This window comes from Janthinobacterium sp. NFX145 (genome assembly GCF_049810325.1).
Classification (GTDB): domain Bacteria; phylum Pseudomonadota; class Gammaproteobacteria; order Burkholderiales; family Burkholderiaceae_D; genus Janthinobacterium; species Janthinobacterium rivuli.
Genome location: NZ_CP187360.1, coordinates 5,936,038 through 5,949,045, shown reverse-complemented (window position 1 = coordinate 5,949,045; position 13,008 = coordinate 5,936,038). Strand labels below are relative to the sequence as shown.

General features: G+C 56.7%; 8 protein-coding genes. 7 read left to right on the top strand and 1 reads right to left on the bottom strand.

Annotated elements, in window-relative coordinates; genetic code table 11:
* Nucleotides 1-242: 242 nt before the first annotated feature.
* From rplJ to ACPJXG_RS26650, 5 genes are all read left to right on the top strand, one after another.
* Nucleotides 243-782, top strand: coding sequence for a 50S ribosomal protein L10 (gene rplJ, locus ACPJXG_RS26670; protein WP_034753621.1), 540 nt, complete (start codon nucleotides 243-245; stop codon nucleotides 780-782).
* 67 nt (nucleotides 783-849) lie between these two features.
* Nucleotides 850-1,221 carry a 50S ribosomal protein L7/L12 gene (gene rplL / locus ACPJXG_RS26665; RefSeq protein ID WP_034753136.1) on the top strand — a complete coding sequence of 124 codons (372 nt, stop codon included), beginning with the start codon at nucleotides 850-852 and terminating at the stop codon, nucleotides 1,219-1,221.
* A 244-nt stretch (nucleotides 1,222-1,465) separates the two neighbouring features.
* A complete protein-coding gene (gene rpoB / locus ACPJXG_RS26660; protein ID WP_425252805.1) occupies nucleotides 1,466-5,572 on the top strand; it encodes a DNA-directed RNA polymerase subunit beta in 4,107 nt (1,368 codons plus the stop codon).
* Nucleotides 5,573-5,681: 109 nt separating this feature from the next.
* Nucleotides 5,682-9,923, top strand: coding sequence for a DNA-directed RNA polymerase subunit beta' (gene rpoC, locus ACPJXG_RS26655; RefSeq protein ID WP_034753138.1), 4,242 nt, complete (start codon nucleotides 5,682-5,684; stop codon nucleotides 9,921-9,923).
* Nucleotides 9,924-10,185: 262 nt separating this feature from the next.
* Entirely contained in the window at nucleotides 10,186-10,374 is a 189-nt protein-coding gene (locus tag ACPJXG_RS26650; RefSeq protein WP_425252804.1) for a hypothetical protein, read from the top strand.
* 272 nt (nucleotides 10,375-10,646) lie between these two features.
* On the opposite strand, the gene ACPJXG_RS26645 is transcribed toward ACPJXG_RS26650, so the two are convergent.
* A complete protein-coding gene (locus tag ACPJXG_RS26645) occupies nucleotides 10,647-11,420 on the bottom strand; it encodes a hypothetical protein (RefSeq protein ID WP_425252803.1) in 774 nt (257 codons plus the stop codon).
* 15 nt (nucleotides 11,421-11,435) lie between these two features.
* Between ACPJXG_RS26645 and ACPJXG_RS26640 the strand changes: the two genes are divergently transcribed.
* Together ACPJXG_RS26640 and ACPJXG_RS26635 are read left to right on the top strand one after the other, a co-directional pair.
* The gene (locus ACPJXG_RS26640; RefSeq protein WP_035823954.1) at nucleotides 11,436-12,068 is read left to right on the top strand and encodes a transcriptional regulator; all 633 of its coding nucleotides are present in this window, start codon (nucleotides 11,436-11,438) and stop codon (nucleotides 12,066-12,068) included.
* 76 nt (nucleotides 12,069-12,144) lie between these two features.
* Nucleotides 12,145-12,984, top strand: a complete 840-nt coding sequence (locus tag ACPJXG_RS26635) for an HDOD domain-containing protein (RefSeq protein ID WP_035828534.1) — start codon at nucleotides 12,145-12,147, stop codon at nucleotides 12,982-12,984.
* The last annotated feature ends 24 nt before the right edge of the window (nucleotides 12,985-13,008 follow it).

Below are 13,008 nucleotides of genomic sequence, written 5' to 3'. Positions count from 1 at the left end.
CAGGCAGACAATCAAAGACCGTTGGGCCGACTGTGATCGCACATGCAGAAGGTTAATAGGCTTGCCGGCAACGGCAAGTGCCCAACGCAGATGGTGTACCCGAACAAGTTTTGTAGTCCTCATGCTGCGTGAATCCATCCGCTCAGTTTAGTACTTCTTGACTTCGGACGCCGTGTTCGAACCGATGCAAGGCGCTCAACCACTCGGTTGTGATTGCCGAACATCATTTAAGGAGGTTGACCGTGAGTCTCAATCTGAATGACAAAAAGGCCGTCGTCGCCGAAGTTTCCGCACAAGTAGCAAATGCGCAAACGATCGTCGTGGCCGAATATCGTGGCATCCAGGTTGGTCACTTGACGCAACTGCGTGCTAAAGCGCGTGCCCAAGGCGTGTACCTGCGTGTGTTGAAAAACACTCTGGCTCGTCGCTCCGTTGAAGGTACCGCATTCGCCAGCCTGGCAGATGCCATGACCGGCCCGTTGATCTACTCGATCTCGGCCGATGCCGTTGCAGCAGCTAAAGTCATCGCTGACTTCGCTAAAACCAACGACAAACTGGTCATCAAAGCAGGTAACTACGCAGGCAAGCCGCTGGATACAGCTGCTGTCACCGCGTTGGCGAGCATTCCTAGCCGTGAAGTCCTCATTTCGCAGTTGTTGGGCGTTATGCTGGCTCCGGTTTCGGGCTTTGCACGTGGTCTGGCTGCCCTGGCAGCGAAAAAAGGCGAAGGCGCCGAAGCTCCTGCAGAAGCAGCAGCAGAAGAAGCCCCAGCAGCCGCTTAATTGCGCGCGCTTTTTTCTCTCAGTACCAATCTGATGTAACTAACGTAATAAATTTAGGAGTTTCAAAATGGCAATTAGCAAAGACGATATCCTGGAAGCAGTTAGCGCCATGTCCGTAATGGACCTGAACGACCTGGTTAAAGCATTCGAAGAAAAATTCGGCGTGTCCGCAGCAGCAATGGCTTCGGCCGGTCCTGCAGCAGGCCCAGCAGCAGCTGCTGAAGAACAAACCGAATTCAACGTCATCCTTGACACCTTCGGCGCAAACAAAGTTGGCGTTATTAAAGCAGTTCGCGAAATCACCGGCCTGGGCTTGAAAGAAGCTAAAGACCTGGTCGATGGCGCACCAAAAACTGTGAAAGAAGCAGTGTCGAAAGCTGACGCTGAAGCAGCACAGAAGAAACTGGTAGAAGCCGGCGCAACCGCTTCGATCAAGTAATATCTGTACCGGCGGCAGTTAGCGCCCGAGTCAAAGTCTGAGGTTTCCCCTCGCAAGGGGGGAAATCCGACTTTGGCTCCTTTGTCGTCTGCATCGTATTTGTCATGTAGTTGTAGCAGCAGTTTTTATTCGATTCAAGCCGGAAAGCAGAGCCTTGAGGTTTCGTCTGTGTCACACGCAGCGGTGCAAACGAACACTTGCAAAACCTGAATTTTCTATCCTTTCTGTCACTCACGGAGTGTCCATGCACTACTCATTTACTGAGAAGAAACGCATTCGCAAATCATTCGCGAAGCGCGCCAACGTTCACCACGTTCCGTTCCTGCTGGCGACCCAGCTCGAGTCTTATCATAGCTTCTTGCAAGAGGACATAGCACCGTCCGGCCGCAAGAATGATGGCCTGCAGTCGGCTTTCACTTCGATTTTCCCTATCGTGTCGCACAATGGTTTTGCGCGTCTCGAATTCTTGTCGTACGTTCTGGGCGATCCTGCCTTTGACGTCAAAGAATGTCAACAACGTGGCCTGACGTTCGCGTCGCCGCTGCGCGCGAAAGTGCGCCTGGTGATCCTGGACAAGGAATCGCCAACCAAGCCCGTCGTCAAAGAGATGAAGGAACAGGAAGTCTACATGGGCGAATTGCCGCTCATGACGACCACCGGTTCGTTCGTTATCAACGGCACGGAGCGGGTTATCGTTTCCCAGCTGCACCGTTCGCCTGGCGTGTTCTTCGAGCACGACCGCGGCAAGACTCATTCGTCCGGTAAACTGCTGTTCTCCGCGCGTATCATTCCTTACCGCGGTTCGTGGCTGGACTTCGAGTTCGACCCGAAAGACATCCTGTTCTTCCGCGTCGACCGCCGCCGCAAGATGCCAGTAACGATCCTGCTCAAAGCCATCGGCATGTCGCATGAGCAAATCCTGGCGAACTTCTTCGTCTTCGACAATTTCAACCTGCGCTCCGAAGGCGCGGAAATGGAATTCGTCTCCGAGCGTCTGCGCGGCGAAGTGGCGCGTTTCGACATCGTCGACAAGTCGGGCAAGACCCTGGTGCTGAAAGACAAGCGTATCAACGCGAAACACGTGCGTGATATCGAAGCTGCAGGCATCAAGCACATTTCCGTACCGGAAGACTATCTGCTGGGCCGCGTATTGGCGAAGAACATCGTTGATGGCGATACCGGTGAAGTCGTCGCTTCCGCGAACGATGAGCTGACCGAAGATTTGTTGGGCCGCTTGCGCGATGCCAACATTTCCGAAATCCAGACCTTGTACACGAACGACCTGGATCAGGGCGCCTACATCTCGCAAACCCTGCGTATCGACGACACCGCCGATCAGATGGCTGCGAAAGTGGCGATCTACCGCATGATGCGTCCAGGCGAACCGCCAACGGAAGACTCCGTTGAAGCGCTGTTCAATGGCCTGTTCTACAACTCGGACCGCTACGACCTGTCGGCCGTGGGCCGCATGAAGTTCAACCGCCGCATTGGCCGCGATGAACTGACCGGCGCCATGACCCTGTCGAACGAAGACGTGCTGGCCGTGATCAAGATCCTGGTGGAACTGCGCAATGGCCGCGGCGAAGTCGACGATATCGATCACCTGGGTAACCGTCGCGTACGTTGCGTGGGCGAACTGGCCGAAAATCAATTCCGCGCCGGCCTGGTGCGTGTTGAGCGCGCCGTCAAGGAACGCCTCGGCCAAGCCGAAGCGGACAACCTGATGCCGCATGACCTGATCAACTCGAAGCCGATTTCGGCCGCGATTCGCGAGTTCTTCGGTTCGTCCCAGCTGTCGCAGTTTATGGACCAAACCAATCCTCTGTCGGAAATTACCCACAAGCGCCGCGTATCGGCTCTGGGACCCGGCGGTCTGACACGCGAACGCGCCGGCTTTGAAGTGCGCGACGTGCATCCGACCCACTACGGCCGCGTCTGCCCGATCGAGACACCGGAAGGTCCGAACATTGGTCTGATCAACTCGCTGGCTCTGTATGCCCGCCTGAATGAATACGGCTTCCTGGAAACCCCGTACCGCAAGGTCGAAGGCTCCAAGATTACCGATCAGATCGACTACCTGTCCGCCATCGAAGAAGGCCGCTACATCATCGCTCAGGCGAATGCGACCATCAACGACGAAGGCATGCTGTCCGATGAACTGGTCTCGGCCCGTGAAGCCGGCGAAACCATCCTGGTATCCCCGGAGCGCATCCAGTACATGGACGTGGCGCCTGGCCAGATCGTTTCCGTCGCTGCCTCGCTGATTCCGTTCCTCGAACACGATGATGCAAACCGTGCATTGATGGGCGCCAACATGCAACGCCAGGCTGTGCCTTGCTTGCGTCCGGAAAAAGCGCTGGTCGGTACCGGTATCGAACGCACCGTTGCGGTCGACTCGGGCACCACCGTGCAAGCGCTGCGTGGCGGTATCGTCGATTACATCGATGCGGGCCGTGTCGTGATTCGCGTCAACGATGACGAAGCGACCGCTGGTGAAGTGGGCGTCGACATCTACAACCTGATCAAGTACACCCGTTCGAACCAGAACACCAACATCAACCAGCGTCCTATCGTGCAAGTGGGCGACCGTGTTGCCAAGCGCGACGTGATCGCCGACGGCGCATCGACCGACCTGGGTGAATTGGCGCTGGGCCAGAACATGACCGTGGCCTTCATGCCATGGAATGGTCTGAACTTCGAAGATTCGATCCTGATCTCGGAAAACGTCGTCAAGGACGACCGCTACACCTCGATTCACATCGAAGAGTTGTCGGTGGTGGCCCGTGACACGAAACTGGGCGCGGAAGAAATTACGCGCGACATCTCGAACCTGGCTGAAAACCAGCTGGCTCGTCTGGATGAATCCGGTATCGTCTACATCGGCGCGGAAGTCCAGGCCGGCGACACCCTGGTCGGTAAAGTGACGCCTAAAGGTGAAACCCAGCTGACCCCGGAAGAGAAGCTGCTGCGCGCGATTTTCGGCGAAAAAGCTTCGGACGTGAAAGACACGTCGCTGCGCGTGCCTTCGGGCATGATCGGTACCGTGATCGACGTGCAAGTCTTCACCCGTGAAGGCATCGTGCGCGACAAGCGTGCCCAGCAAATTATCGATGACGAACTGAAACGCTTCCGTCTGGATCTGAACGACCAGATGCGTATCGTTGAAGGCGATGCCTTCCAGCGTCTGGAAAAAATGCTGATCGGCAAAGTTGTCAACGGCGGCCCTAAAAAGCTGGCCAAAGGCGCCAAGATCACCAAGGATTACCTGGCCGATCTGGACAAATACCACTGGTTCGACATCCGCCCTGCGGACGACGATGCAGCGGTAGCGCTGGAAGCGATCAAGGAATCGATCAACGAGAAGCGTCACCAGTTCGATCTGGCCTTCGAAGAGAAGCGCAAGAAACTGACGCAAGGCGATGAGCTGCAACCAGGCGTGCAAAAAATGGTCAAGGTGTACCTGGCCGTGAAACGCCGCCTGCAGTCGGGCGACAAGATGGCAGGTCGCCACGGTAACAAGGGTGTGGTTTCCCGTATTGTTCCTGTGGAAGACATGCCATACATGGCCGACGGCACGCCAGCCGACGTTGTGCTGAACCCGCTGGGCGTTCCTTCGCGGATGAACGTTGGTCAGATTCTCGAGACGCACTTGGGCTGGGCTGCCAAGGGTCTGGGTATCCGCATCGGCGAAATGCTGAAGGCGCAAACCAAGGTCGAGCAAGTGCGCAAGTACCTGACGACGATCTACAACGACAACGGCCGTGCTGAAGAGCTGGATAACTTCGACGACGAAGAGATCATGAAGCTGGCGGAAAACCTGAAAAAAGGTGTTCCATTCGCCACGCCAGTGTTCGACGGCGCCAATGAAGAAGAGATTCGCCGCATGCTGGACCTGGCGTATCCGGACGACATCGCCAAGAACCTGGGCATGACCGCTTCGAAAAACCAGGTGACCATGTATGACGGTCGCACCGGTGAAGCGTTCGAGCGCAAGGTCACTGTCGGCGTCATGCACATGCTGAAACTGCATCACTTGGTCGATGACAAGATGCATGCACGTTCGACCGGTCCTTACTCGCTGGTGACGCAACAGCCACTGGGCGGTAAAGCCCAGTTCGGTGGTCAGCGTTTCGGTGAGATGGAAGTCTGGGCACTGGAAGCGTATGGCGCGTCGTATGTCTTGCAAGAGATGTTGACCGTCAAGTCCGATGACGTGAATGGCCGTACCAAAGTGTACGAGAACCTCGTCAAGGGCGACCACGTGATCGACGCCGGCATGCCGGAATCGTTCAACGTGCTGGTCAAGGAAATCCGTTCGCTGGGTATCGATATCGACCTCGAACGCAACTAAACGACAGCACCCTGTCATTTGGTTTGGGAAACACAAAGCCCGGCTGGGAAACCACGCCGGGCAATGTAGTCTCAGGAATATAGAAATTTAATCACCTCTGGAGTGATACATGAAAGCACTGCTCGATCTATTCAAGCAAGTACAGACCAACGAGACCTTCGATGCAATCAAGATCGGTCTCGCTTCGCCTGAGAAAATCCGTTCGTGGTCCTACGGCGAAGTCAAGAAGCCGGAAACCATCAACTACCGTACCTTCAAGCCTGAGCGCGACGGCCTGTTCTGCGCCAAGATCTTTGGCCCGATCAAGGATTACGAATGCCTGTGCGGCAAGTACAAGCGCCTGAAGCACCGCGGCGTGATCTGCGAAAAGTGCGGCGTCGAAGTCACCCTGGCCAAAGTGCGCCGCGAGCGCATGGGCCACATCGAGCTGGCCTCGCCGACCGCGCACATCTGGTTCCTGAAGTCGCTGCCGTCGCGTCTGGGCATGGTTCTGGACATGACCCTGCGGGACATCGAACGCGTGCTGTACTTTGAAGCATACGTCGTGACCGACCCAGGCATGACCCCGCTGAAGAAGTGCCAGATCATGTCGGAAGACGACTACGCCGCCAAGTACGAAGAGTACGGCGACGACTTCACCGCCTTCATGGGCGCCGAAGGTATCCGTGAACTGCTGCGCTCGATCGACATCCACCGCGATGCCGAAACCCTGCGCGTGGAACTGAAGGAATCGAAATCCGAAGCCAAGATCAAGAAATACGCCAAGCGCCTGAAAGTGCTGGAAGCGTTCCAGCGTTCGGGCATCAAGCCTGACTGGATGATCATGGAAGTGCTGCCAGTGCTGCCGCCGGAATTGCGTCCGCTGGTACCGCTGGACGGTGGCCGTTTCGCGACCTCGGATCTGAACGATCTGTATCGCCGCGTCATCAACCGTAACAACCGTCTGAAACGCCTGATGGAGCTGCGCGCTCCAGAGATCATCACGCGCAACGAAAAGCGCATGCTGCAGGAAGCGGTCGATTCGCTGCTGGACAATGGCCGTCGCGGCAAAGCGATGACCGGCGCCAACAAGCGTCCGCTGAAGTCCTTGGCAGAGATGATCAAAGGTAAAGGCGGTCGTTTCCGTCAAAACTTGCTGGGCAAACGCGTCGATTACTCCGGTCGTTCGGTCATCGTCGTGGGCCCGCAATTGAAACTGCATCAGTGCGGCTTGCCGAAACTGATGGCGCTGGAACTGTTCAAACCATTCATTTTCAATAAACTGGAACTGATGGGTCTGGCTACCACGATCAAGGCCGCGAAAAAGCTGGTCGAGATTCAAGAGCCGGTCGTGTGGGACATCCTGGAAGACGTGATTCGTGAACATCCGATCATGTTGAACCGCGCACCTACGCTGCACCGTCTGGGTATCCAGGCGTTCGAGCCAGTCCTGATTGAAGGCAAGGCCATCCAGCTGCACCCGCTCGTCTGCGCCGCATTCAACGCCGACTTTGACGGTGACCAAATGGCGGTCCACGTTCCTCTGTCGATCGAAGCACAGATGGAAGCACGCACGTTGATGCTGGCATCGAACAACATCCTGTTCCCGTCGAACGGCGAACCATCGATCGTTCCTTCCCAGGATATCGTGTTGGGTCTGTACTACGCGACCCGCGAAGCGATCAATGCGAAGAACGAAGGGATGATGTTCCCTGACGTGTCGGAAGTGATCCGCGCCTACGACAACAAGGAAGTCGAACTGACGACCCGCGTCACCGTGCGTATTACCGAATACCCGAAAAACGCCGAAACGGGCGAATTCGAGAAAACGGTAACGCGTTACGAAACGACGATCGGCCGTGCGATCCTGTCGGAAATTCTGCCAAAAGGCCTGCCGTTCTCCGTCCTGAACCGCGCGCTGAAAAAGAAAGAAATTTCCAAGCTGATCAACACGTCGTTCCGCAAGTGCGGCCTGCGCGCCACTGTGGTGTTCGCAGACAAACTGATGCAATCGGGTTTCCGTCTGGCGACACGCGCCGGTATCTCGATCTGCGTCGACGACATGCTGGTACCGCCTCAAAAAGTCACCCTGATCGCGACGGCCGAATCGGAAGTCAAGCAGATCGAACAGCAATACGCCTCGGGTCTCGTGACCGCCGGCGAGCGTTACAACAAGGTAGTCGATATCTGGGGCAAAACCTCGGATGAAGTCGGCAAGGCCATGATGGACCAGCTCAAAGTCGAAGACGTCATCCGCCGCGACGGCACCAAGTCGACGCAAGAATCGTTCAACGCCATTTACATGATGGCCGACTCCGGCGCGCGCGGTTCCGCAGCCCAGATTCGCCAGTTGGCCGGTATGCGTGGTCTGATGGCCAAACCGGATGGCTCGATTATCGAAACGCCGATTACCGCGAACTTCCGCGAAGGTCTGAACGTTTTGCAGTACTTCATTTCGACCCACGGCGCTCGTAAAGGTCTGGCCGATACGGCGCTGAAAACGGCTAACTCCGGTTACCTGACGCGTCGTCTGGTTGACGTGACGCAAGACTTGGTGGTGATCGAAGATGATTGCGGCACCATGAACGGCGCCGTCATGAAGGCTTTGGTCGAAGGTGGTGAAGTCATCGAACCGTTGCGTGACCGTATCCTCGGCCGCGTGGTGGTGCATGACGTCGTCAATCCTGAAACCCAGGAAACGCTGTACGAAGCCGGCACCCTGATGGACGAAGACATGGTCGAAGAGATCGAGCGTCTGTCCATCGATGAAGTCAAGGTCCGCACGCCACTGACTTGCGACACGCGCTTCGGCCTGTGCGCCAAGTGCTATGGCCGCGATCTGGGCCGCGGCATGCTGGTCAACGCCGGCGAAGCCGTCGGTGTGGTGGCAGCGCAGTCGATTGGTGAGCCTGGTACCCAGCTGACCATGCGTACGTTCCACATTGGTGGTGCGGCATCGCGTGCGGCAGTGGCATCGTCGGTGGAAGCCAAGTCGAACGGTACCATCCGCTTCACGGCAACCATGCGTTACGTGACGAACGGCAAGGGCGCGCAAATCGTCATTTCCCGTTCCGGCGAAGTGCTGATCACCGACGACCATGGCCGTGAGCGTGAGCGTCATAAAGTACCGTACGGTGCGACCCTGATCGTCAAGGACGGCATGGTCATCAAGGCCGGTACGGCCCTGGCAACGTGGGATCCGCTGACCCGTCCGATCATTACCGAATACGCCGGTCAAGTGCGTTTCGAGAATGTCGAAGAAGGCGTCACCGTCGCCCGTCAGGTCGACGAAGTGACCGGTCTGTCCACCCTGGTGGCGATCGATGCGAAACGTCGCGGTTCGTTGACGAAAACGTTGCGTCCGCAAGTCAAGCTGATCAACGACGCGAACGAAGAAGTCAAGATCGCCGGCACCGAACACTCGGTGGCGATCGGCTTCCAGGTCGGCGCGCTGATCATGGTCAAGGACGGTCAACAGGTATCGGTTGGTGAAGTGCTGGCTCGTATTCCTACCGAATCGCAAAAAACGCGCGATATTACCGGTGGTCTGCCACGCGTTGCGGAACTGTTCGAAGCGCGCTCGCCGAAAGATGCCGGTATGCTGGCGGAAGTCACGGGTACGGTTGCGTTCGGTAAAGAAACCAAGGGCAAGCAGCGTCTGGAAATCACGGACATGGACGGCAACAAGCATGAGTTCTTGATCACCAAGGACAAACAAGTGCTGGTGCATGACGGCCAAGTCGTGAACAAGGGCGAGATGATCGTGGACGGCCCGGCCGATCCGCAAGACATCCTGCGCCTGCTGGGTATCGAAGCGCTGGCACGTTACATCGTTGACGAAGTGCAAGACGTGTACCGTCTGCAAGGCGTGAAGATCAATGACAAGCACATCGAAGTGATCGTGCGTCAGATGCTGCGCCGTGTTCAGATCGTCAATGCCGGCGACACCAACTACATCGTTGGCGAGCAGGTAGAGCGTTCGGAACTGCTGGACGAGAACGATCGCATGGCCGTTGAGAACAAGATTCCAGCGACCTACGAAAACGTCTTGTTGGGTATTACCAAGGCTTCGCTGTCGACCGATTCGTTCATCTCGGCCGCATCGTTCCAGGAAACCACCCGCGTGCTGACCGAAGCGGCGATCATGGGCAAGCGCGATGGTCTGCGCGGCCTGAAAGAGAACGTCATCGTCGGCCGCCTGATTCCTGGCGGTACGGGTCTGGCCTTCCACCGCGCACGCAAAGAGAAAGAAGCGTGGGAAGTGGAAGAGCGTCAAGCACTGCTGCTGGCCGAGAAAGCCTCGATGGCTGGCGAAGCTGCCGAAGCGTTGCAGGACATTGAAACCCAGCAACACCACGGCGACGAAGCGTAATCTACGCTGCTAGCTGACAAGAACGGCACCTTCGGGTGCCGTTTTTTTTATGTCCGTTACTGCGGCCTTCCACCGAGCACGCAAAGAAAAAGAAGCGTGGGAAGTGGAAGAGCGTCAAGCAGTGCTGCTGACCGATAAAGCCACCCTGGCCGGTGAAACTACCGACGACCTGCTGGCCATCGAAACCCGGCAACTCCACGGCGACGAAGCGTAATCTACGCTGCTAGCTGACAAGAACGGCACCTTCGGGTGCCGTTTTTTTATGTCCGTTACTGCGGCCTTCCACCGCGCACGCAAAGAGAAAGAAGCGTGGAAAGTGGAAGAGCGTCAAGCACTGCTGCTGACTGATAAAGCCACCCTGGCCGGGGAAACTACCGACGATCTTTTGGCTATCGAAACCCGGCAACACACGACGAAGCGTCATCTTTATCAAGCAGCGTACAATTTATAGTTAATTGCAATCGCATGGATGTCGTCCGTTTTATTTTCCTGGAAACTTTTAATCATTTGATTGATAGAAATTCCAGTGAATGGAAAAGATTTATTGCGTATGCGATTCAACGGTCATTCGTTAATTATTTAACTTATTAAATATATGCATCTGTGCTGTTCGCTGATAAGAACGGCACCAGGGATAAATTCCTGGTGCCGTTTTTTATGTCCATGACTGCGGCCTTCCAGCGCACACGCAAACAGGACGCCGCACCCAGGGACGCCATGGCGTCAGCAAGTCTGCAGTATTGACCGGCACTCGTTTTTGCTGGCATCGTAAAACACATAGACGGCGGCTTCGTCATGAAAATAGCCGTCCACCGGGAGTTGCCCCAGAAATACCAGCGGACCGTCCGCCTCGATGGGCCAGCTCGGCGCTTGTAGCCAGCGGGGCGGCTTCTTCGCATAGCGAAATAACGCGAGCAATTGCGCCCGCAGCCACTGCGTCCGTTCACTTTTTTTCGCATGCGGCGGTGCCTTGTCCAGCAGTGCCGCCACATAGGCTAGATCCACATCCAGCCACTTCGGCTGCGCCGCCAGCAAAAGCGCGTGCAGCTGGCCAGGCTTTTCCGAGACGCATAGCGGAATGCCGGCGGCGTGCAAAAACTCGGCCAGGGCGCCCTGCGCGTTCAGCACATCCGCCGGATTGTGCAGGTCGAGCGATATCAGATAGTGATACAGCGTGTGCCCCGCATGCGCATACCTGGGCGCCGGCTGCGCCGACAACAGGCGCTCTGTTTCTGCGTCTTCATATAAAAGGTGTTCAAAGGCCGCCGTATCAAGCTGTCCTCCGACAAACCCGACCACGCTGCTGGTGGTTGATGACATACAAGTGTTCCCCTGAAAGTATGGTTCATTGGCAACTGCGAGTGTGAGAGGGCACGCCGTTTTCCGATCGATCGGCAGTGCGCAACCATGGCGATTATGCACGATGCCGTCCTGCCGGCACACTCTGTTGTCGCATAGCAAAAGCACGCATGCCACGCCAATTTTCGGCGTGCTCATGCTAATATCTGGCACATGATTGCCCAAGCCCTGTTTACTCCCGCCCAGCAGAAACTGCTGGGACTGCTCTTTGTCCGCGTGAATGAAGGTTTTCACTTGAACGAGATCATGCGCTTGACGGGATTGGGCAGCGCGTCGGCGCAGCGCGAATTGCGTCGCCTGCATGATTCCGGGCTGATCACGTCGGAGCGGATCGGCAATGTGCGGCGCTTCTGGCCCAACAAGGAAAGCCTCGTGTATCCGGAATTGAGCGGACTGGTGCAGAAAACCTTCGGCATCGTCGGCGTGCTCAGCATGACCCTGGCTCCCTTGCGTGCGCAGTTGCACCTGGCATTCGTGTCGGGCGCCACGGCGAAGGGGCAGGACATGCCTGGCAGTGCCATCGATTTGCTGCTGGTGGGCGAAGAAGCCAATTATGGCGATCTGTTGACGGGATTGGCCCCGGCCGAGCGAACCTTAAGGCGTAAAATCAATCCCAACCTATATACGCTGGCCGATTATCGCCGGCGGCTGCGCGAAGGCCAGCCATTTCTGCTGCAGGTATTACAGCAGCCGAAGTTGTTTGTGATCGGCGATGAAACGCTATTGCATGCGCTGGCATTGCCTGATTCTTCATTACAAGCGAATGACATGCCATCTGTATTCTAAAGGCCGGGCCTGGCATTCAATTTCCGATGCATGAAATTGTTGGCCAGAATAATATCTGAGGCGGATTGATCGTATGATGAATAAACTACAGGCTTTCGGTTTAATTGTTTCCCAGGCGGTGCGCGGAGAATTAACATTTCCCACGAGTGTTAATTCCGCATTGCAATTGCAATTGGCCCTGGCTGAACCGGACTGCCATATCGACCATGCGATCAAGCTGGTATTGGCCGAGCCCTTGCTGGCGGCGCGCACGGTCGCGCTGGCCAACTCGGCCGTGTACAGCCGCGGCGATGCGGCGCCTGTGACCAGCGTGCGCGCCGCCGTCATGCGCATGGGTTACCGCAATCTATACGCGCTGGTGGCGGCCATGGTGGTGCGCCAGTTCGGCAGCAAGATCATCGATCCCGTCTTGCGCCAGAAGGCGACCCAGTTGTGGGAGCACACGGCCCATGTGGCGGCGCTGGCGCACGTGCTGGCCCGCCGCGTGACGCACGTCGATGCCGACACGGCGCTGTTCGCCGGCATCGTGCATGAGGTGGGCGGCTTTTACCTGCTGTCGCGCGCCGATGAATTTCCCGGCCTGCTCGACGACGATGCGGACCACTGGATGGAATCGGCCGAAGAAATCATTTCCCGCGAAGTCATGAAGAAGCTCTTGATCCCGCGAGCCGTCAGCGAAGCCATCGAAGGCTTGCGCGATGGCTTGCTATCGATCCCGCCCGACTCCCTGCTCGACACCTTATTGTTGGCCAAACAACTGTCGCCCGTGCAGTCGCCCTTGCAGGTGACGTACGTGGAAATGCTCACACCCTCCGATTCCGTCATCGATTTCATTATCGATAACGAAACCCTGCAAAGCATCCTGGCCGAGTCAAACGAGGAAGTGCGTTCGATGAGCGCCGCGCTGCTCGTCTGAGTTCGTCTGAGATCAGCGCATTGT